At 72.0% G+C, this 19,228-nt stretch carries 20 protein-coding genes; 10 read left to right on the plus strand and 10 right to left on the minus strand.

Annotated elements, in window-relative coordinates:
* The first annotated feature begins 61 nt into the window (after window positions 1–61).
* On the plus strand, window positions 62–1,282 hold the full coding sequence (locus J3R08_RS07480; protein WP_043325696.1) for a S8 family peptidase: 1,221 nt from the start codon (window positions 62–64) through the stop codon (window positions 1,280–1,282).
* 73 nt (window positions 1,283–1,355) lie between these two features.
* Here the strand turns inward: J3R08_RS07480 and J3R08_RS07485 are convergent, their stop codons facing one another.
* The 3 genes from J3R08_RS07485 to J3R08_RS32620 all read right to left on the minus strand — a co-directional run bounded on the left by J3R08_RS07485 (window position 1,356) and on the right by J3R08_RS32620 (window position 5,630).
* Window positions 1,356–2,555: a type II toxin-antitoxin system HipA family toxin gene (locus J3R08_RS07485; protein WP_043325695.1), complete on the minus strand. Its 1,200-nt coding sequence runs from the start codon at window positions 2,553–2,555 to the stop codon at window positions 1,356–1,358.
* Between the two features lies 1 nt (window position 2,556).
* A complete protein-coding gene (locus tag J3R08_RS07490) occupies window positions 2,557–4,140 on the minus strand; it encodes a DUF262 domain-containing protein (RefSeq protein WP_069089363.1) in 1,584 nt (527 codons plus the stop codon).
* A 131-nt stretch (window positions 4,141–4,271) separates the two neighbouring features.
* Window positions 4,272–5,630: a DUF2716 domain-containing protein gene (locus J3R08_RS32620; RefSeq protein WP_209960475.1), complete on the minus strand. Its 1,359-nt coding sequence runs from the start codon at window positions 5,628–5,630 to the stop codon at window positions 4,272–4,274.
* 92 nt (window positions 5,631–5,722) lie between these two features.
* Between J3R08_RS32620 and J3R08_RS07500 the strand changes: the two genes are divergently transcribed.
* Window positions 5,723–6,307: an HhH-GPD-type base excision DNA repair protein gene (locus J3R08_RS07500; protein ID WP_043325693.1), complete on the plus strand. Its 585-nt coding sequence runs from the start codon at window positions 5,723–5,725 to the stop codon at window positions 6,305–6,307.
* 72 nt (window positions 6,308–6,379) lie between these two features.
* Window positions 6,380–7,612: a low temperature requirement protein A gene (locus J3R08_RS07505; protein WP_209960476.1), complete on the plus strand. Its 1,233-nt coding sequence runs from the start codon at window positions 6,380–6,382 to the stop codon at window positions 7,610–7,612.
* Window positions 7,613–7,616: 4 nt separating this feature from the next.
* On the opposite strand, the gene J3R08_RS07510 is transcribed toward J3R08_RS07505, so the two are convergent.
* Window positions 7,617–7,928 (minus strand): hypothetical protein, encoded by a 312-nt coding sequence (locus tag J3R08_RS07510; RefSeq protein WP_030502972.1) that lies wholly within the window; start codon window positions 7,926–7,928, stop codon window positions 7,617–7,619.
* On the minus strand, window positions 7,918–8,229 hold the full coding sequence (locus J3R08_RS07515) for a hypothetical protein (RefSeq protein ID WP_043325691.1): 312 nt from the start codon (window positions 8,227–8,229) through the stop codon (window positions 7,918–7,920). The genes J3R08_RS07510 and J3R08_RS07515 overlap by 11 nt, the downstream gene beginning before the upstream one ends.
* Before the next feature lie 107 nt (window positions 8,230–8,336).
* Between J3R08_RS07515 and J3R08_RS07520 the strand changes: the two genes are divergently transcribed.
* A complete protein-coding gene (locus J3R08_RS07520) occupies window positions 8,337–8,693 on the plus strand; it encodes a DUF3099 domain-containing protein (protein ID WP_013284780.1) in 357 nt (118 codons plus the stop codon).
* Window positions 8,694–8,733: 40 nt separating this feature from the next.
* Here J3R08_RS07520 and J3R08_RS07525 read toward each other — a convergent pair whose 3' ends face one another.
* Together J3R08_RS07525 and J3R08_RS07530 are read right to left on the minus strand one after the other, a co-directional pair.
* Window positions 8,734–9,630: a carbohydrate kinase family protein gene (locus tag J3R08_RS07525; protein ID WP_064447137.1), complete on the minus strand. Its 897-nt coding sequence runs from the start codon at window positions 9,628–9,630 to the stop codon at window positions 8,734–8,736.
* Complete coding sequence (locus J3R08_RS07530; RefSeq protein ID WP_209960478.1) at window positions 9,627–10,553, minus strand: pseudouridine-5'-phosphate glycosidase; 927 nt, start codon at window positions 10,551–10,553, stop codon at window positions 9,627–9,629. The genes J3R08_RS07525 and J3R08_RS07530 overlap by 4 nt, the downstream gene beginning before the upstream one ends.
* A gap of 88 nt (window positions 10,554–10,641) precedes the next feature.
* On the opposite strand from J3R08_RS07530, the gene J3R08_RS07535 reads away from it, so the two are divergent.
* From J3R08_RS07535 to J3R08_RS07545, 3 genes are all read left to right on the plus strand, one after another.
* The gene (locus tag J3R08_RS07535) at window positions 10,642–10,860 is read left to right on the plus strand and encodes a DUF3039 domain-containing protein (RefSeq protein ID WP_030502976.1); all 219 of its coding nucleotides are present in this window, start codon (window positions 10,642–10,644) and stop codon (window positions 10,858–10,860) included.
* 40 nt (window positions 10,861–10,900) lie between these two features.
* The gene (locus J3R08_RS07540) at window positions 10,901–11,551 is read left to right on the plus strand and encodes a trimeric intracellular cation channel family protein (protein WP_043325688.1); all 651 of its coding nucleotides are present in this window, start codon (window positions 10,901–10,903) and stop codon (window positions 11,549–11,551) included.
* A gap of 191 nt (window positions 11,552–11,742) precedes the next feature.
* Window positions 11,743–13,464, plus strand: a complete 1,722-nt coding sequence (locus tag J3R08_RS07545) for a DEAD/DEAH box helicase (protein ID WP_043325686.1) — start codon at window positions 11,743–11,745, stop codon at window positions 13,462–13,464.
* Window positions 13,465–13,615: 151 nt separating this feature from the next.
* Here the strand turns inward: J3R08_RS07545 and J3R08_RS07550 are convergent, their stop codons facing one another.
* The gene (locus J3R08_RS07550) at window positions 13,616–13,849 is read right to left on the minus strand and encodes a hypothetical protein (RefSeq protein ID WP_013284786.1); all 234 of its coding nucleotides are present in this window, start codon (window positions 13,847–13,849) and stop codon (window positions 13,616–13,618) included.
* 244 nt (window positions 13,850–14,093) lie between these two features.
* Window positions 14,094–15,698 (minus strand): RNA polymerase sigma factor, encoded by a 1,605-nt coding sequence (locus J3R08_RS07555; RefSeq protein ID WP_064447138.1) that lies wholly within the window; start codon window positions 15,696–15,698, stop codon window positions 14,094–14,096.
* Between the two features lie 287 nt (window positions 15,699–15,985).
* Here J3R08_RS07555 and J3R08_RS07560 point away from each other — a divergent pair, with 287 nt between their 5' ends.
* The gene (locus J3R08_RS07560; RefSeq protein ID WP_069089366.1) at window positions 15,986–16,807 is read left to right on the plus strand and encodes an inositol monophosphatase family protein; all 822 of its coding nucleotides are present in this window, start codon (window positions 15,986–15,988) and stop codon (window positions 16,805–16,807) included.
* 71 nt (window positions 16,808–16,878) lie between these two features.
* Here J3R08_RS07560 and J3R08_RS07565 read toward each other — a convergent pair whose 3' ends face one another.
* Entirely contained in the window at window positions 16,879–17,394 is a 516-nt protein-coding gene (locus tag J3R08_RS07565; RefSeq protein WP_181373764.1) for a LytR C-terminal domain-containing protein, read from the minus strand.
* Between the two features lie 438 nt (window positions 17,395–17,832).
* On the opposite strand from J3R08_RS07565, the gene J3R08_RS07570 reads away from it, so the two are divergent.
* Window positions 17,833–18,129, plus strand: coding sequence for a DUF4193 domain-containing protein (locus tag J3R08_RS07570; RefSeq protein WP_013284790.1), 297 nt, complete (start codon window positions 17,833–17,835; stop codon window positions 18,127–18,129).
* A gap of 260 nt (window positions 18,130–18,389) precedes the next feature.
* Window positions 18,390–19,208: a hypothetical protein gene (locus J3R08_RS07575; RefSeq protein ID WP_374102400.1), complete on the plus strand. Its 819-nt coding sequence runs from the start codon at window positions 18,390–18,392 to the stop codon at window positions 19,206–19,208.
* Window positions 19,209–19,228: the final 20 nt, after the last annotated feature.

Below are 19,228 nucleotides of genomic sequence, written 5' to 3' on the forward strand. Positions count from 1 at the left end.
CAACATCCGTCGATGGGGTGATCCGGCCACAAACCGGGCTGCCCCGGTAGGGAGCCAGACGATGCCCGACGTGTCCCTTCCCCGGCGCCGCGCGCTGCGTGCGCTCGCCGTCACGGCCGCCGCTGCGGCCTTCGCCGCCGCCGCCTCCACGCCCGCTCTCGCCGCGCCCACCGGGGAGATCCGGTACGCCGGTGCCGCCGACGCCGTCAGCGGCAGCTACGTGGTCGTGCTCAAGGGCGACGCGGTCGGCACCGCGAACACCCTCGCCGCCCGTACCGCCGTCCCGGACCGGGCCGCCGGCCTGGCCAAGCGCTACGGCGGCAACGTCGGCACGGTGTGGAGCTCCGCTCTCACCGGCTACAGCGCGAAGATGACCGCCGCCCAGGCGCGCCGGCTCGCCGCCGACCCGGCGGTCGCGTACGTCGAGCAGGACCGCGTCATGACCACCCAGGGCACCCAGACCGGGGCCACCTGGGGCCTGGACCGGATCGACCAGCGCAACCTGCCGCTGAACAGCACCTTCACCTACCCGAACACCGCCAGCAACGTGCGCGCCTACATCATCGACACGGGCATCCGCACCACGCACAGCGACTTCGGCGGCCGGGCCACCTGGGGCACCAACACGGTCGACACCAACAACACCGACTGCAACGGCCACGGCACCCACGTCGCCGGCACCGTCGGCGGCACCAAGTACGGCGTGGCCAAGGGCGTGCGCCTAGTGGCCGTCAAGGTGCTCAACTGCTCCGGCAGCGGCACCACCGCCGGCGTGATCAGCGGCGTCAACTGGGTCACCTCGAACGCGGTGAAGCCGGCCGTGGCCAACATGAGCCTCGGCGGCGGCGCCAGCACCACGCTGGACAACGCGGTGGCCAACTCGATCAACTCCGGCATCACGTACGCGCTCGCGGCCGGCAACTCCAGCGCCAACGCCTGCAACTCGTCGCCGGCCCGGGTCGCCGCGGCGATCACGGTGGGCGCCACCACCAGCACCGACGCCCGTGCCTCCTACTCCAACTACGGCTCCTGCGTGGACATCTTCGCCCCGGGTTCGTCGATCACCTCGGCGTGGCGGACCAGCGACACCGCCACCAACTCGATCAGCGGCACCTCGATGGCGTCCCCGCACGTGGCCGGCGCGGCGGCGCTCGTGCTGTCCGCCAACACCTCCTACACCCCGGCTCAGGTGGCCAGCTACCTGACCAGCAACGCCACCACCGGCAAGGTGACCAGCCCGGGCTCGGGCTCGCCGAACCGGCTGCTCTTCGTCGTCAACTGACGACACGGGTGACCTGACCACACCGTGGGCCGCGGCCCGGTGGACCTCCAGGGGTCCGCCGGGCCGCGTCACGTCAGTGAGCGGACTGACAGATCGGCAGGCTCGTCAGCCGCTGGGAGTAGTGGTCGGCCAGGGCCGGAAAACGGGCATGAGTCTCGTTCATCAGGCCGCTGTGCCACGCCTCGCGGAGGCGGTCCACCGTCCGGGCGACCGTCTCCAGTGTGCGGCCCGGATCACCGCCTGCACCGTCCGCCAGTCGGTGGAAGTGCTCCTGGTCGATGAGCGCCGGGACGGTCTCGGCACCGAGGCTGAGCGCCAACGGCGACCAGCGGTAACGGGAATAGACCGACAGTGAGTGGAAGTCGTAGACCGGAGCCAGGCGTGGCGTGCGGCCGTCCGGATAGATCAGGGCCCAGTTCTTCAGGTGCCCGTCGGTGTTTCCGACCACCAGCATCGCGACCAAGCGGCTGATGAAGTCGAGGTAGCCGTCCTCTCCGGTGAGTTGGAGGATCGCTGCGGCCAACGTGTCGTAGCTCGCGCCCGACTCGCTGTACTTGAACATCGGCCCGATGTCCGCAACCTGGGCGAAGTCCTCCACGTGGATACGCCCGGTGGTCGACCGGTCGAACCGCCGGATGAGGTAGACGAGGTCACCGGGATCGATCATTCCGTCGGGGAGACCCTTCACGGCATCCGCCCGGATCAGGTCCACCGGCGGCACCGGGAAGTCAGCCGCGCGAAGCCAACTCATCGTGAGGTACTCGTTGACGGGAAGATTTCGCAGGCCCTGGTCGGGCAGCTTCACGATCCACCAGGAACCCTGCCCGCTCACGGGAACAGCCAGGCGGTCTGCGGAGATCGAATACTTGAGCTGCACGCCTGCCAGGGAATGCCGCAGAGGATGGTTCGCTTCATCCAGCGCGTTGGAGATCACGTCATCCGCCGGCTCGACATCGGCGTGAACCGTCACCGCCCCCGGCAGGTTGCCGCCCACACGTAGCAGCAGCGTGAAGTCGCCGATGTTCCCCCCGCCCAGTTCCCGGACGATCTGGCGGCGGAGGGCACCCTCCGGCAGGAGGTTGGCGAACCAGGCGGGCAGGCCCACCCTCGCCCGCCGGATCGCCCGCGGATCGTCCTCGAAGACCTGCCCCAGCACTTGGTGCCGGGGCGAGGCGAGATCGTCGTCGTAGCTGAACTCCGAGCCGCCCTGCCGGAACCTCAGCTCGCCTACCTGTCTACCGTGCAGCCGTACTTCGGCAGTGACGACTGCCATGTCAGGCGACCGGTCGGAGAATGTCAGCCATCGCGCGGCCGTCCCGCGCGCCCCACTCGGCCATGCGGTTGACGTGCTCGGTGATGGTCCGCTCGCACGACCTGCCGCGTAGCTCGAGGAAGGCTGGCCAGTCTTCGCGCGCCAATCGTTCCTGCGCTTGCTCGTCGATCAGGTGGCTGGCGGCGACGGCCGGTTCAGCCGACGCGAGGAGCTGCGGTGACGGGCGTTCCCCGGGCGGCAGGATGAACCGGTTGGCGATCGTTCCGCCAGCGTGTCCACTGACGGCCAGGAGTGGTCTCAACGGGCTCCCTTGGTCGAGCAGGCGGCTGACGTCCAGAATCTCGCCCCGGAACGGGTCGCGAGGTTCGGCAGAGAGCAACCCGAGGGTGTTGAGCTTCGCCATCGCGTGATTGAAGTGGACCTTGTCCAGTTCCGCGACGAAATCCGGGAACTGCTGCACCTGCCGCAGCAGGTTCGTTGCCGCAGCTTGCGCGGTGGAGGTGCCGACCGCCTCGACCTGGCTGCGGATGTCCGCGACGCTCACTGCGCGGGCCCGCGTTCCAGCGACCGCGCTCCGCCAGACCCAGCGTCGAAGCAGAGTCGCCGGCCGGCCGGCCGGTACGCCGTGCAAGCGGATGAAACGGACCAGGATCGGCAGCACGTGGGAGTAGGGCAGCAGCCTGATGTGTGGGATGCCGCAGGTACCGCGGAGGAATTCGACGGCCTCACGCAGTCGTGCGGCGACCTCGCGCAGCGTCTCGCCCGGGTCGTCCCGCGGCCCGAACTCCTGGCGGAAGTCCTCCCGGAAGATGTCTCCACCTCGGTACGCCAGGACGCAGCGGAGGGTCAACCGATCGTCAAGCGCGCCGAATCCCAGGACGGCGGGAACCTGACCCAGTTCGTGCAGGCTGCTCAACTCGTCGCCGACGGCGCCGGCATGCAGAGCCTGGAAGACCTCGGACTTGGTCAGGCGTTTGCCGGTCGAGTTCATCCGCGTGAAGATCTCGAGCAGCGCGTGCTCATCGGCGGAGTGCACCACGTAGGTCGGGATCTGGTACTCGCGGATCGCTTTGGCGGCTTGGTCGGCCAGCGCTAGCTGGCTCTCTGACAGCCACGAGTTGTCGCGCATCCAGCGGAGCAGGACCGCGGTGTCGAGCAGGAAGCTGACGGGCACCCAGGTACGTGGGGGCCGTTGACGGGTGCCGGCGGTGTGAAATTCGCCGGTGTCGAGATCGAGGTGGATGCGAAATCGTGGATCGACAGCTTGGTCAGCCATGGTCAGCGCGCCGACGATGGACACGATGCGCTGCTGCCCGTCCACCACCCAGAGGGCGGCGGTTACCTCGGGAGCCTCGATGTCGAGCGGCCCCACCTGGAGCCGCTGGGCCGGTGCGGGGCGTTGCCAGAGAAGCAGATTCCCGATTGGAAATCCGCGCAACAGACTGTCGAAGAGCCGGACGATGTCCGATCCCTCCCACTTGAAGGAGCGCTGAAAGGGGGGAATCCGCACCAGCCCTGCCGTGACGTCCCGGACCAGATCTTCGGGCGTGCGGTACTCGACGCGGGGCCTCTCCAGACTCGGCACGGCAACCTCCGTTGGGACGACGCACCGAGGGTAACCGTTCTGCTCCTCGCGGCTTGTTCAGGCACTCGATGTCTCCTGTCGGAGAGTCGGCACCCACGACCGCCGACCAGAGCGGCAACCCAGGGAGACGTTCACGGGCCGCTGACGCTGTGCCCGTCCGGGCCGAAACTCCAGATGTTGCCCACGGGACGGCCCCCACGGCGGAGAACGGTTCCGAGCAGGGCGGTGAGGTCGGCCTCGACCTCGGCGAGCAGATCACCGCCGAAGACGCAGAGCGATTGGCCCCACGGGTCGCCGAACGTGCCCAGCCGCAGGTCGGCTGTGGTGAAAAGGCGGTGGTCGCCGCGGTCCGGGAAGGCGCAGCGCGGCGTAGGCGGTTGCCCCGGCCCGCCGGTCCGTCGCGGGTCGAAGTGGTATCCCTGGACGAACGGATGAAGGGCATACACGCGCTCGCCGGGGCGAACGGTGGCCCGCAGGCCGCGCTGGACGATCGACTCCAGTGCCGCGATGCCTGCCTCGTCCTCCTCGATCGCGGCGAGGTGCCAGGCCACCGACTCCGGCGGCTCCACCAGCCGAGGATGAGCCTGCGTCGCGGCCGAGAACTCCCACTGAGAGGCGAATCGCCCCCAGATCTCATCCCCCTGCGGATCGTCGAAGACCAGCACCACCGGACGCTCCCGCGCCGGCGGGTTCGGGGGAGACCAGTGGTAGGAACGGACCGTCGTCACATCATGGAAGCCCACGCCGAGAAGCATCGCCCGGAGATCACCGGTGGCCTCCGCGACAATGTATCGCCATCGGCAGCCATCCGGCGGACGAGAATCCCCCGGGTGCCGGGTACGCAGGTCGATCCAGGCCCGCCAACCGGGCAGGAATGCGGGCTCAGGCAAGGTCATGCCGCCGATGGAGACGAACTCGGTGCCGTCGACGAGGATGGCCCAGCCGGCTGCCAGAGCCCATCCGTCGAGTTCTCGCACCGCCAGGTTTCGGCACCAGCCGATGGCGTCGCCGTCCGCCTCCGACTGCGCCAGCGTCGTCCGGTGCGGGCCGGAGGCCGCAGCCATCGCCTGTACCCGCGCCAGCAGTGGGTGCTCCCCGAACGTGACCTCCCGGACGCGCTGTCCGACGGGAAGCGGAAACGGTGCGGAGGGCAGGGAGTCGATCGGAGCCACCAGCACGTGACGTTCCCAGCCGGGGGTGAATCGGGCGGCGACGAGGTGCTCGGCGAGCTGCGGTGGATCGTACGCGTGGACCTTCCACTCGACCGGCTCGCCGCTTGCGGCGAAGGCTTCTTGCTGCCGCCGGATCAGGGCGCCCAGCCCGGCCCCGGGCAGGTCACGGTGGTCCACCGTGCCGTGGGTGCCGAAATGCGCCCGTACGACGGGTCCGTCCTGCTCGAAGACGACTCCGAGTGGGCCGAGGGCCGGCGGTGTCCAGGCCCGCAACTGAGTGTCGTAGGCGGCGAGCAACTCATCGGCCACGGACGGCACCGGCTGTTCCCCCGTTCCCGTACTGGATCCGTAAGTATTCCTCCTGTGTGCCGTACGCGTGTCCCCGTCGTCGGCCGATGCGGGGTGACAGCATGTTCGCCATGACGCTGTCACTGCCCATCGACCCGCAGGCCAACGAACTTCTGGCGCGCAGCCCGCTGGCCCTGCTCCTCGGCATGGTGCTGGACCAGCAGGTGCCGATGGAGAAGGCGTTCTCCTCCCCGTACGTGCTGGCGCAGCGGCTCGGCCACGAGCCGGACGCCGCGGAACTGGCCGGGTACGACCCGGAGGCGCTGGTGGAGCTCTTCGCCCGGCCGCCGGCGCTGCATCGCTTCCCGAAGGCGATGGCGGCCCGCGTGCAGGAGGTGTGCCGGATGCTCGTCGAGCGCTACGACGGCGACCCGGCCCGGCTCTGGTCGGACGTGGCCGACGGGCGGGAACTGCTGCGCCGGGTCGGCGAGCTGCCCGGGTTCGGCCGGCAGAAGGCGCAGATCTTCGTCGCGCTGCTCGGGAAGCGGTTCGGAGTCACTCCGGACGGCTGGCGCGAGGCGGCCGGTGACTACGGCGACGCGGACGCCCACCGGTCGGTGGCGGACGTGACCGATCCGGAGTCGCTGCGCCGGGTACGCGAGTTCAAGCAGCGGATGAAGGCGGAGGCGAAGGCCGCGAAGGGCTGATCCGCCGCCCGCCGCCGCAACCGGCCCGCCGCCCCTGTCGTTTGTTGCCAGGACGGGGGACGGGGGCGGACGATGACCGAGCAGCGGGGCGGGGCGCTGCTGCGTACCGCGTCCAGCCCCGGCCGGGCCACCTTCCTGGAGCTCTTCTTCGACCTGGTCTTCGTGTTCGCGCTGACCCGGGTCTCGCAGCGCCTGATCGACGGGCTCGACGGCTCGGCCGGTGCGGTGGCCGCCGATGTGGGCAAGACCCTGCTGCTGTTCCTGGTGCTCTGGCAGGTCTGGACCCTCACCACCTGGGTGACCAGCCGGTACGAGCCGGAGCGCACGGTCATCCAGGTCGTGGTGGTCGGCACCATGTTCGGCAGCCTGGTGCTGGGGGTGACGCTGCCCCGGGCGCTGGAGGAACGGGCGCTGCCGTTCGCGCTCGCGTACGTCGCGGTGATGGTCGGCCGGCCGCTGCTGATCGCGGTGGCGCTGCGGGGGCATCCGCGCCGCATGGTCCCGCTGCGGCTGGCCGCCTGGGCGGGATTCAGCGCCCCGCTCTGGCTCGCCGGCGCGCTGATGCCCGGTCCGCGCCTGGCGCTGTGGGTCGTCGCGCTGGCGGTGGACCATCTCGGCACGCTCCTGGGCTGGCCGCTGCCCCGGCTCGGGGCCTCGCGGGTCCGGCAGTGGCTCGTCGCCGGGGAGCACCTCGCCGAGCGCTACCAGCAGATCTTCCTCATCGCGCTCGGCGAGTCGATCCTGGTGATCGGCGTGACCTACAGCGGCAAGGAGTTCTCCGGCGACGCCGCGGTGGCGTTCGCGATCTCGTTCGTGATCACGGCGTTGCTCTGGCGGATCTACTTCTACCGGGCCGGTCACCTGCTCGCGCAGGCGCTGCGGACGGCCGGCACGCCGGGACGGCTGGCCGAGTCGGCGGCGCAGACCCACCTGTTCATGGTGCTCGGGGTGATCGGCGCGGCGGTCGGCTACGAGTTGGTCATCGCCCACCCGTACGACACGGCCCGGCCCGACTGGCTGGTCTTCGTGGTGGGCGGTCCGGCGCTGTTCCTGGCCGCCCGCTCCCGGTTCGAGTACGAGATCTTCGGCCGGGTGTCCCGCCCCCGGCTCGCCGGGCTGCTGGCCCTGGTGCTGCTCCTGCCCGCGCTGATGGCCGTGCCGGCGATGTTCGCGCTCGGCGCGGTGGCCGTCCTGCTGGCGCTCGTCGCGTTCGCCGACGCCCGCCGGGCCTGGCACCGGCCGCCGGAGTCCTCCGCCTCGCCGATCGGGCGGGAGGCGCTCGGCGAGGGTGGCCCCGAGGCGTGAGTTGTCAGGCGGCGGTCGGGCGGGACAGCGAGGCCAGCGCGCGGCGTACGTCGGCCAGCGAGACGGTGGCCGAGTCGTCCAGGTCGGCCAGGCCGGCCTCGATCCACTGCCGCATCAGCGTGGTCACGCCGATGCCGCGCGCGTCGGCGGCGGCGCGGACGCGCTCGTACGTCTCCAGCGGGAGCCGGACCGACCGGCTCACCATCGGCACGTCGGTGTCGGGGGTGGGCAGTTGGGCCGGTGACGTGTCGTCGATCAGGTCGGCGAACGTGTCGCCCCCGGCGTGGAACCGCTTGGTCGCCTCGTCACGGTGCATCGTGACCGCCTCCTCGTCGGCGTGAGTTCCGCACCGCCTCGTCGTAGCGCTTGGCCTCGACGTCGCTCAGTTCGCGGGCGGAGAGGATGTCCCAGTCGTTGTCGGTGCCGTCGGCCTCGGCCAGCAGCACGGCGAGTCGCCGGCCGCGGTGCTCGGTGGCGTAGACCACCATCACGTCGTCACCGAGGTGCCGGATGACCCGGTGCCTGCTGTGCAGGGCCTCCCAGACTTCCCCGGGTGTGACGTCGTAGACCCGCAGGTTCGCCAGCGCCTCGTCGGTGAAGCTGAACCGGTTGGCCACGGATTGAAGCGTACCACCCACGTAACACGCGACCGCTCGTCACGAATTTCGCCGATCATCCGTCCGGAGTGACAGGATGGGCCGTATCCCCTCGTAGGAGGTCCGTGGTGAAGCGTCAGGCGTACCAGCCGATCCTGATCACCGACGCCCCGCGCAGCCAGGACGACCAGCTCAACAGCCGGCAGAAGCGTTACGTGCTGATGATGGCCATCCGGGTCGCGTGTCTGGTGGCGGGCGCGATCCTGGTCGGCGCGAAGGCACCGCTGCTCTGGCTCTGGCTGCCGCTGTGCGCGCTCGGCATGGTGCTCGTGCCCTGGCTCGCCGTGCTGCTCGCCAACGACCGTCCGCCCAAGGAGGAGCACCGGCTGGCGAACCGGTTCCAGAACCGGCGCCGCGAGGAGCCCGCACCCACCGCCCTCACCGCCGAGGAGAACCCGCACAAGATCATCGACGCCGAGCCCTGACCGGCCCGGGCGGAGCACCCGCCCGGACCGGCCACCGCCGTCAGGGCGCCGGGCGGGCGCCCACCGTCGTCACGGCGAGCGCGCCCAGGTCACCGGCGCGGGCCAGCGCGGCGCGCGGGTCGGCGCCGGCCAGCCACGCGGTGAGCAGCCCGGCGGCGAACGCGTCCCCGGCTCCGGTCACGTCCACCACGTCCACCCCGGGTGCCGGCGCGAACTCCACCACACCGCCGCGCTCCACCCACACCGCGCCCGCCGCGCCGCGCTTGACCACCACCCGGTGCGCCACCGCGGTCAGCGCCCGCGCCTGCGCCGCCGGGTCCAGCCCGCCGGCCAGCACCGTCGCCTCGTCCGTGTTGACCAGCAGCAGGTCGACGTCGCGTACCCAGGTCAGGAACGCCCCGCCGACGCGCCGCAGCGGCGCCGCGGACGCCGCGTCGACGCTGACGGTCAGCCCGCGCTCGCGGGCCGTGGCCAGCGCGCGCAGGCCGGCGCCGCGCGACCCGACGTCCAACAGGGTGTACGCGGACAGGTGCAGATGCCCGGCGTCGGGCGCGGCGGCCAGCGCCGCGTCCACGTGCGCGGCGGTCAGCCGCAGGTTCGCGCCCCGCTGACTGATCATCGTGCGCTCCCCGTCGTGGGCGAGCACGATGACGGTGCCGGTCGGGTAGCCCTCGTGCCGCTCCACCGCGCAGTCCACACCGATCCGGGTCAGCTCGGCCACCCGTTCCCGGCCGGTCTCGTCGTCGCCGACGGCGGCGACCAGCGTCACCGCCGCGCCCTGCCCGGCGAGCCAGGCCGCGGTGTTCGCCGCCTGCCCGCCGCCGCTGAACCGGATCCCGGCCGCGGTGTCCGAGCCGGTCGCGAGCGGCCCGGACAGCACCGCGAGCACGTCGGTGATCACGTCGCCGACGACGACGATGCGCGGCGTGGCGCTCATGGGGCGCGACGGGTCGCCGCGGCGACCGCGATCCGGGCCGCGAGGTCGGCGTTGCGCAGGATGATCCGGACGTTCACCGCCAGGCTGGCGCCCTCGGTCGCCGAGTGGAAGTGCGACAGCAGGAACGGGGTGACCGCCTTGCCGGTGATCCCCTCGCGGGCCAGCGCGGCCAGCCCTTCGGCGAGCGTCCGGTCGTGCAGCGCCGGGTCGAGCTGCTCGTCGGCGGGCAGCGGGTTGGCCACCACCAGGCCGCCGTGGTGCACGCCGTGCGCCGCGCGGGCGGCCAGCACGTCCGCCACCTGCTCCGGCGACTCGACCGACCAGTCCAGGTCGAAGCCGGCGTCGGTGAGGTAGAAGCCGGGGAAGCGGCGGGTGCGGTAGCCGACCACGCCCACCCCGAGCGTCTCCAGCCGCTCCAGCGTGGCGCCCACGTCGAGGATCGACTTCACCCCGGCGCAGACCACCGCGATCGGGGTCCGGGCCAGCGTGACCAGGTCCGCCGACTCGTCGAACGTCTGCGCCGCCTCCCGGTGCACGCCGCCGAGCCCGCCGGTGGCGAACACGCCGATCCCGGCCGCCGCAGCGACCGCGTTGGTGGCCGCGACGGTGGTGGCGCCGTCCGCGCCGGTGGCCGCCGCCGGGGCCAGGTCGCGGACCGAGAGCTTGCTCACGCCGTCGACGGTGGCGAGGCGGGTGAGCTGGGCGTCGTCCAGCCCCACCCGCAACTCGCCGGCGACCATGCCGATGGTGGCCGGCACCGCGCCCGCGTCCCGTACCGCCTGCTCGATCTCGCGCGCCACGCGCAGGTTGTCCGGCCGGGGCAGCCCGTGCGAGACGATCGTGCTCTCCAACGCCACGACCGGGCGGCCGTCGCGCAGGGCGTCGGCCACCTCACTACCGAGACTGATGTGAAAGTTGGTCACGTCGGCTACCGTACGGCCCGCTCCCGCCCGGGGCCCAGGTGGACCAGGACGGACCGACCTGGAAAACTGGAACGCCGGAGGTGGAGTCGTGAGCACAGAGGTTCTCGAGCGTCCCGAGCTGAAGGACGCGGACACTGGTCCGGAGATGTTCCACTACGTCCGTAAGGAGAAGATCGCTGAGAGTGCCGTCATGGGCACCTTCGTGGTCGCGCTCTGCGGCGAGACGTTCCCGGTCACCAAGGCGGCCAAGCCCGGCTCGCCGGTGTGCCCGAAGTGCAAGGAGATCTACGACTCGTACGCCGAGTGACAGCGGGCGGCTCCGCCGCCCCTCGACGTAACCTGCGGCGGTGACCACCTCCACCGCCCTGCTTGTCGCCGACCTCACCGGCGTGGCGGTCTTCGCCGCCTCCGGCGCCTCCGCGGCGGTGGCGAAACGGCTCGACCTGTTCGGCGTCGTCTTCGTCGGCGTGGTCGCCGCGCTCGGCGGAGGAATCTTCCGTGACCTGGCGATCGACGAGGTGCCCCCGCTGGCGTTCGCCGACTGGCGGTACGCCGCCACCGCGTCCGTCACCGCCGCCGCCGTGTTCTGGCTTCACCCGCAGCTCGCCCGGCTGCGCACCACGGTGCTGGTGCTCGACGCCGCCGGCCTCGGCCTGTTCACCGTCATCGGCACGCTCAAGGCCCTCGACGCCGCCGTGCCCCCGGTCGGCGCCTGCATGATCGGCATGCTCACCGCGATCGGTGGCGGGCTGGGCCGCGACCTGCTCACCGGCGAGATCCCGGTGGTGCTGCGCCGGGAGATCTACGCCCTCGCCGCGCTCGCCGGCGCGGTCACCGTGGCGCTGCTGTCGGCGTCCGGACAGGCGACCGCCGTGCCGCTCACCGCCGCCGCCCTGCTCGTGTTCGGGCTGCGCCTGATCGCGCTGCGCCGACGCTGGTCCGCGCCGGTGGCGACGCTGCGGCCGCCGCGCACCGGCACCCGGGGACCACTGCCCTGACCCGCTTCCCACCGGGGTGGGCGGATGTGACAGGCGTGGCGTCGAGTGGGGCGTACGGCCCGCGCTGGTTATGCTGAGTCCGCCTTCGCGGCACCGGATGCGCGAGGGCGTTTTCATGGGCGGCGGCTCCCGTGGCCCCGGTCGGGCCCGCCGCCGTCCGCGGCGGAGAGGAGCTACGCGTGCCACCGCGGATGCCGGCGCTCGACACGTTCCCGCCCCTGCGCGCCTGGCAACGCAAGGCGCTCGTGGAATACCTGCGCCGCCGGACCGAGGACTTCACAGCGGTCGCCACGCCCGGCGCCGGTAAGACCACGTTCGCGCTGCGCATCGCCGCCGAGCTGCTCGCCGACGGCACCGTCGAGGCGGTCACCGTGGTCGCGCCGACCGAGCACCTGAAGACCCAGTGGGCGCAGGCCGCCGCCCGGGTCGGCATCCAGCTCGACGCCGCGTTCCGCAACGCCGACCTGCACTCCGCCGCCGACTTCCACGGCGCGGTGGTCACGTACGCGCAGGTGGGCATGGCGCCGCAGGTGCACCGGCGGCGCACCATGACCCGACGCACGCTGGTCATCCTCGACGAGATCCACCATGCCGGCGACTCGCGTACCTGGGGCGACGGCGTCAAGGCGGCCTTCGAGCCCGCGGTACGCCGGCTGATGCTCACCGGCACGCCGTTCCGCTCCGACGACAATCCGATCCCGTTCGTCAGCTACGAGCGCGGCGGCGACGGGCTGCTGCGCTCCCGCGCCGACTCGGTCTACGGCTACTCCGACGCGCTGCGCGAGGGCGTGGTCCGGCCGGTGCTGTTCCTGGCGTACTCGGGGGAGACCCGGTGGCGCACCAACGCCGGTGAGGAGCTGGCGGCCCGCCTCGGCGAGCCGATGACGCAGGACCTGATCGCCCAGGCGTGGCGTACCGCGCTGGACCCGGCCGGCGACTGGATGCCGCAGGTGCTGCGCGCCGCCGACGCCCGGCTCAGCGTGCTGCGCGACAACGGCATGCCCGACGCGGGCGGCCTGGTCATCGCCAGCGACCAGCAGGTGGCCCGCGCGTACGCGAAGCTGCTGGAGCAGGTGACCGGTGAGAAGGCAGCCGTGGTGCTCTCCGACGACCAGGGCGCGTCCGCGCGGATCGCGACGTTCGCCGCCTCGCAGCAACGGTGGCTGGTAGCGGTGCGGATGGTGTCCGAGGGCGTCGACATCCCCCGGCTCGCGGTCGGCGTGTACGCGACGAGTGCCAGCACCCCGCTGTACTTCGCGCAGGCGATCGGCCGGTTCGTCCGGGCCCGCCGTCCCGGCGAGACCGCGTCGGTGTTCCTGCCCAGCGTGCCGCACCTGCTGGGGCTGGCGAGCGAGATGGAGGCCGAGCGGGACCACGTGCTCGGCAAGCCGAAGGACCGCGAGGGCTTCGACGACGACCTGCTGGAGCGCGCCCAGCGCGACGACGGCGCCAGCGGCGAGCTGGAGAAGCGCTTCGCCGCGCTCTCCGCGACCGCCGAGCTGGACCAGGTCATCTTCGACGGCGCGTCCTTCGGCACCGCCGCCCAGGCCGGTACGCCGGAGGAGGAGGAATATCTCGGCCTGCCCGGTCTGCTCACCGCCGACCAGGTCTCGCTGCTGCTGACCAAGCGGCAGGCCGAGCAGCTCGCCGCGCAGAAGCGCCGGGCCGCCCAGCGGACCGCTGAGCCGGCCGCTGCGGCCCCGGCGGCGGCGCCCCCACCGATGAGTGCCGCCCAGCGCCGGGTGGCGCTACGGCGGCAGCTGAACGCTCTGGTGGCCGCCCGGCACCACCACACCGGCCAGCCGCACGGCAAGATCCACGCCGAGCTGCGCCGGATCTGCGGCGGCCCACCCAGCGCGCAGGCGACGATCGAGCAGCTCGAAGAGCGCATCGCCACCGTGCAGACCCTGTAAGGAAGGGCCCCCTGTTAACGCCTCCGGTAGAGCAGGGGCCCCTTCTTAACACCGGGCGGCGCAGGCGGCACCGGCACGAAAAACCGGCCGGAGGCGACCCGCGTGGGTGCCTCCGGCCGGTTATGTCGTGATGTGGATTTCCTGTCGGACCTCAGTTCGCCATGAGATCGGCGCCACGCCAGCTGAACTCCGGGTCCGACGCGTAGCGCACGGTGATCTTCACGAGATCCTCCGCGTACTTGTTCGCGTGGTGCCCACAGAACACCAGCTCACTCCCACCCGCCAGAGTGATCCGGAGCTTGCCGGCAGCATTGCAGCGGTCGCACCGTTCATCGGCGGCCGGGGGGCTCACCGTCTCGGGCGGCGGCGTGAGGGTCGGGGTCATCGCCTTCCTCCTCTGGTCGTCACCGATGAACACTCTCTTCGGTTGCTCACCTATCGTGCAACACCCATCTCGGGCCCTGCCTTCCCTGTGTGCCCGCGGGGGACCGAGGTCACACATGGCGTGGGGGACAGTGTGCCGTGCACCAAGGGTGCCACGTCAACGATCACAAACAGGCAACCGATCGATCACTGATGAGTGTTCTACGGCTGGTGATCAAACCGGCACGAATTGTTGACGTACGCGGTCAGTCCAGGTAGTCGCGGAGCACCTGGGAACGCGAGGGGTGCCGCAACTTGGACATGGTCTTCGATTCGATCTGCCGGATGCGTTCCCGGGTCACGCCGTACACCTGGCCGATCTCGTCCAGGGTGCGCGGCTGACCGTCGGTGAGGCCGAAGCGCAGGCGCACCACGCCCGCCTCACGCTCGGACAGCGTCTGGAGGACCTGCTGGAGCTGGTCCTGCAGCAGCGAGAACGACACCGCGTCGACGGCGACGACCGCCTCGGAGTCCTCGATGAAGTCGCCGAGCTGGCTGTCACCCTCGTCACCGATGGTCTGGTCGAGCGAGATGGGCTCCCGGGCGTACTGCTGGATCTCCAGCACCTTCTCCGGTGTGATGTCCATCTCCTTGGCCAGCTCCTCCGGGGTGGGCTCGCGGCCCAGGTCCTGGAGCAGCTCGCGCTGGATCCGGCCGAGCTTGTTGATCACCTCGACCATGTGCACCGGGATGCGGATGGTGCGGGCCTGGTCGGCCATGGCGCGGGTGATGGCCTGGCGGATCCACCAGGTGGCGTAGGTGGAGAACTTGTAGCCCTTGGTGTAGTCGAACTTCTCGACGGCGCGGATGAGGCCGAGGTTGCCTTCCTGGATGAGGTCGAGGAAGGCCATGCCGCGACCGGTGTAGCGCTTGGCCAGCGAGACCACCAGGCGGAGGTTGGCCTCCAGCAGATGGTTCTTGGCGCGCTCGCCGTCCCGGGAGATCCACATCAGGTCGCGCTGCAGGTCGCGGACCAGCTTCTCCTCGCCCTCGTCGGCGGCGCGCAGCCGCTCGGCGGCGTAGAGGCCGGCCTCGATCCGCTTGGCCAGCTCGACCTCCTGCTCGGCGTTGAGCAGCGGAACCTTGCCGATCTGCTTGAGGTACGCCCGCACGGAGTCGGCGGAGGCGGTCAGCTCGGCGTCCCGGCGCGCCTGCTTGAGCGCCTCGGACTCCTCGTCGTCCCACTCGAAGTCGTTGTCGGTGGCGGAGCTGGCCGCGTCGGCCTCGGCGGCCTGGGTCAGCTCGGCCGGCTCCTCGACCACCACGTCCTCGATCTCGGCGGCCAGCTCCTCCGGGTCGATCTCGCCGTCGGGGCCCTCCGCCTTGCCGCCGGCCTTCCCCGGCTTCGCCGCGGCGGTCTTGGCGGCCACCGTGGCCTTGGTGGCGCGGGTCGCCTTGGTGGCCTTCGCCGGGGCGGCGGCCTTGGCGACGTCGGCCGTGGTGGCCTTGCGCGCGGTCGCCTTCCGGGGGGCCGGGGCGGCGGGCGCCTCCTCGGCGGCCGGCGCCTGCTTCGGGGCGGGCGCGGCGGCCTTCTTCGTGGTCTTGGCGGTGGTCGCGCGGGAGGCCGGGGTGGCGGACCGGGCGGCGGCGACGCGGCGGCGGGTGCTCGCCGAGCCGTCCACCACCACCGTCACGCCCGCCTCGGAGAGCGCGCGGAGGATCTTCTTGGCCTGGGCCGGGGTCACCTCAGCGGACTCGACGGTGCGCGCGAGCTGGGCCGACGTGAGCTGACCGCCGGCGCTCTGCGCGTGGGCGATCAGGGTGTCGGTGAGCGAGCGAACGTCGGCGCCGGTCTGGCGGGGATCTGTCACGAAGACCTTCCGGAGGCGAAAAGAGCGAGCACGGCCGGGTCGTCCGGCGCAGCATGGGACGGCCGTGCCGGGCGAGTCGTTGAGGACCCCCGTGTCCCGGGCCGTCCGGTCGCTGGCGGTCCGTGGCGCGTGGGCAGGGTGAATTGTAACGCCGTCTGCCGCGATCATCCCGCGCCGCACGGCGGACCGGCGGTCCGGGACCGCCGAATCGGCGCAGATGTGGACTTTGTAAGGATGATACCCGCGCACGGGTGGGCCGGTCCCGATCGTGCGGGAAGGGGACAAACATGATCACCGCGACGCCTACGGCGCGGGAGTTGCTCACGATCGCGGTCGAGGTGGCCCGGGAGGCCGCCGCCACCGCGTACCGGATGCGGGTCGAGGGTGTCTCGGTGGCCGCGACGAAGAGCACGGTGACCGACGTGGTCACCGCCGCCGACCGGGCGGTGGAGCGGCAGGTGCTGGCCGCGCTGCGGCAGCGGCGGCCGGGCGACGCGGTGCTGGGCGAGGAGTACGGCGCGGGGGAGACCGGCCCCGCCGGCGCCGACGGGGTGCGCTGGATCCTCGACCCGATCGACGGCACCGTCAACTACCTGTACGGGCTGCCCTACTGCGCGGTCTCGCTGGCCGCTGAGGTGGCCGGCGAGGTGGTCGCCGGGGTGGTCCGCAACGTCGTCACCGGCGAGGAGTGGACCGCGACGCTCGGCGGCGGCGCCTGGCGCGACGGGCAGCGGCTGAGCGGCTCGACCGCGACCGATCTCGGCCAGGCGCTCGTGGCCACCGGCTTCGGCTACGACGCCGGCCGCCGGGCCCACCAGGCGCGGGTGGTGACGGAGCTGATCCCGCACATCCGGGACATCCGCCGGATGGGCGCCGCCGCGCTCGACCTCTGCCTGGCCGCCGAGGGGCGGGTGGATGCGTACTACGAGAAGGGCCTGGCCGACTGGGACCTGGCCGCCGGCGGGCTGGTCGCCCGGGAGGCCGGGCTGCTGGTGACCGGCCTGTCCGGCCGCCCGGCCGGACCGGACCTGGTGCTCGCCGCGCCGCCGGCGCTGCACGGGCCGCTGCACGCCCGGCTGGCCGACCTGGATGCCTCCGGCGGGCCGTGACCTGCCCCGCACACGCGACAGGGCGGCCCTCCCGGAGGAGGACCGCCCTGCGTCGTCGGGCCGCCGGTCGCCTACTTCTCGACCGGCTTCGGGCAGGTCTCCGGCGGCGCCTGCGGGGCGCCCAGGTCGCCGAGCGACTGGTTGACCTCGGTGGTGGTGGCGAGCTGCTGGAACTGGTTGCCCAGGACCACGTCGACCACGTCGTCCTTGCGGTTCGCGTCGAACTTCTGGCTGGCCTCGTTCAGGAAGTACGCGCGCAGCAGGTGCGCCGACCCCACGGCGTTGGGCCCGAACCGCAACTCGGCCACGCCGTCGAACGCCTTCTTCTCGTTGCCGACCTTCTTGACCTGGAACTTGCGGTTGCGGAAGTCGTCCGCGACGCTGCCGGCCCGGCCGGCCTCGTCGGTGGCGTTGTAGACGTTGATCTTGACGTCCTTCTGCTCCCGCAGCCGCAGGTCGACCAGCGGCCAGCCGTCCGGGCAGGCGGCCGCCGTACCGGCTGTGCCCTGACTGTCCTTCAACACGGCGACGACCACGACGACCAGGGCGACGACCGCCAGCAGTCCGACGACAACGAGTGCCCGCACTCGCGCAAAACTCATCCTGGGCGCTCCCCGGACAGTGATTGGGTGGTGGCGGGCGACGCGGTCGGGCCGCGACCGGTCGGCCGTCCAGTACGCCGCTGAGGTTAACCGTTGTCCGGCTCAGGCGTGGAAACAGTCCGACATACCGGCGCGCCACGCGGTGAACCGGTAGGACTACCCCTATCTTCGTGTCGCCTGAGTCACATTGGGAACAACTTCGGGCGCCGAGGCGTACATCTCCCCCGCGAGGGCGGTATACATGCCTCGCCCACAGGGGGGTAAGGTTCCGCGCTCACCGGGGGCATTTCGCACCGGCGAGCCCGGCCCACCGCTCGTCGGGTCGGGTGCCCGACAGAGATGGTGGCCGGTCAGGGGAACCGAAACGGCGTCGTCCGGCGTTACAACCGGCAGCGACAATATCGATATTGGAGAGTGAAACCGATGGCCACCGACTACGACGCCCCGCGTCGCGACGAGGTCGACCTCGGCGAGGACAGCCTCGAAGAGCTCAAGGCCCGGCGGGTCGACTCACAGTCGGGCGCCGTGGACGTCGACGAGGCCGAGGTGGCCGAGAGCTTCGAGCTGCCCGGCGCCGACCTGGCCGACGAGGAGCTCACGGTCAAGGTCCTTCCGATGCAGCAGGACGAGTTCCGGTGCGCCCGCTGCTTCCTGGTCCACCACCGCAGCCAGCTGGCGGTCGAGCGCAACGGCGACCTGATCTGCCGCGAGTGCGTCTGATCCCGACCGGGGACACCAGCGGCGGCCTCCTCGACGGGGCCGCCGCTGTTCGAGCCGCCGCCGTGCGCCGGTGGCCGGTTGCTGCTTGACTCGTTACGGGCGGCTGCCACGCCGCGCGGAGCAAGGAGGGCGGACGGGTGAGCGAGCGCAGCGAGGGGACCGGCGCCGACCGGACCCCGGCTCCAGCGGCGAGACCGGCACCGACCGGGCCGGATGCGACACCGACCGGCTCCGCCGTGCCCGCACCTGGCGGCTCCACCGTGCCGCCGGCCTCCACCGAAATCGCCGCGACGGCGGCCACTACCGGCTCCGGTTCGATGTCCGGTGAGCCGGGCGCGGACGCCGGGGAACTCGGCGCGACGGTCGCCGCCCTGACCGCCGACGACATCGCCCCGGCCCGCCGGCGGCAACTGCTGACCCGGCTGGTCGGGCAGGCCCGCGCCCGGGGGATCACCGACCTGTTCAAGCCGCGGGCGGCGGTGCGCTGGATGACCGACACGGTCGCCGAGATCGCCCCGCACGTGCCGATCCGCGACCTCGCCACGCTGCGGCGGCACTTCCCCGGCCTGGACGACGACGCGCTCGCCGACCGGCTGGTCCGCAACGCGTCCCGGGCCACCGCCGGGGTCGGCGCGGCCGGCGGCGGAGTGGCAGCCGTCGAGTGGGCGGTGACGCCCACGCTGCTCTCCGCCCCCGTCCTGCTGGCCGCCGAGACGGTCGCGGTGGTGGCGATCGAGCTGAAACTCATCGGCGAGCTGCACGAGGTCCACCGGGTGCCGCTGCCGGCCGGCGGCACCGGCCGCGCGGTGTCGCTGGTGCAGTCCTGGGCCACCCAGCGCGGGGTCAACCCGATGATGCCGGGCGTCGGAGTGAGCGCGGTGCTCGGCACCGCCGCCCGCCGCGAGCTGCGGGACAGTCTGATGCGCCGATTCGGGCGCAACCTCACCACGCTCGGGCCGTTCCTGACCGGCGCCGCCGTGGCCGGCTACCTCAACCGCCGGGCCACCCGCGCGCTCGGCGAGCAACTGCGCAAGGACCTGCGGCGGACCGCCCGGGCACTGCCGGACAAGCCGTCCTGACCGGCGGCGGACCGGCCGCT

It is taken from the genome of Micromonospora sp. HB375, assembly GCF_017872985.1.
GTDB classification, from domain to species: Bacteria; Actinomycetota; Actinomycetes; order Mycobacteriales; family Micromonosporaceae; genus Micromonospora; species Micromonospora chalcea.

Excerpts from the sequence above, each read along its gene's own strand:
- J3R08_RS07480 (WP_043325696.1), top strand. The coding sequence starts at position 62 with ATGCCCGACGTGTCCCTTCCCCGGCGCCGCGCGCTGCGTGCGCTCGCC.
- J3R08_RS07485 (WP_043325695.1), bottom strand. The coding sequence starts at position 2,555 with ATGGCAGTCGTCACTGCCGAAGTACGGCTGCACGGTAGACAGGTAGGC.
- J3R08_RS07500 (WP_043325693.1), top strand. The coding sequence starts at position 5,723 with ATGTTCGCCATGACGCTGTCACTGCCCATCGACCCGCAGGCCAACGAA.
- J3R08_RS07505 (WP_209960476.1), top strand. The coding sequence starts at position 6,380 with ATGACCGAGCAGCGGGGCGGGGCGCTGCTGCGTACCGCGTCCAGCCCC.
- J3R08_RS07510 (WP_030502972.1), bottom strand. The coding sequence starts at position 7,928 with ATGCACCGTGACGAGGCGACCAAGCGGTTCCACGCCGGGGGCGACACG.
- J3R08_RS07525 (WP_064447137.1), bottom strand. The coding sequence starts at position 9,630 with ATGAGCGCCACGCCGCGCATCGTCGTCGTCGGCGACGTGATCACCGAC.
- J3R08_RS07545 (WP_043325686.1), top strand. The coding sequence starts at position 11,743 with ATGCCGGCGCTCGACACGTTCCCGCCCCTGCGCGCCTGGCAACGCAAG.
- J3R08_RS07550 (WP_013284786.1), bottom strand. The coding sequence starts at position 13,849 with ATGACCCCGACCCTCACGCCGCCGCCCGAGACGGTGAGCCCCCCGGCC.
- J3R08_RS07560 (WP_069089366.1), top strand. The coding sequence starts at position 15,986 with ATGATCACCGCGACGCCTACGGCGCGGGAGTTGCTCACGATCGCGGTC.
- J3R08_RS07570 (WP_013284790.1), top strand. The coding sequence starts at position 17,833 with ATGGCCACCGACTACGACGCCCCGCGTCGCGACGAGGTCGACCTCGGC.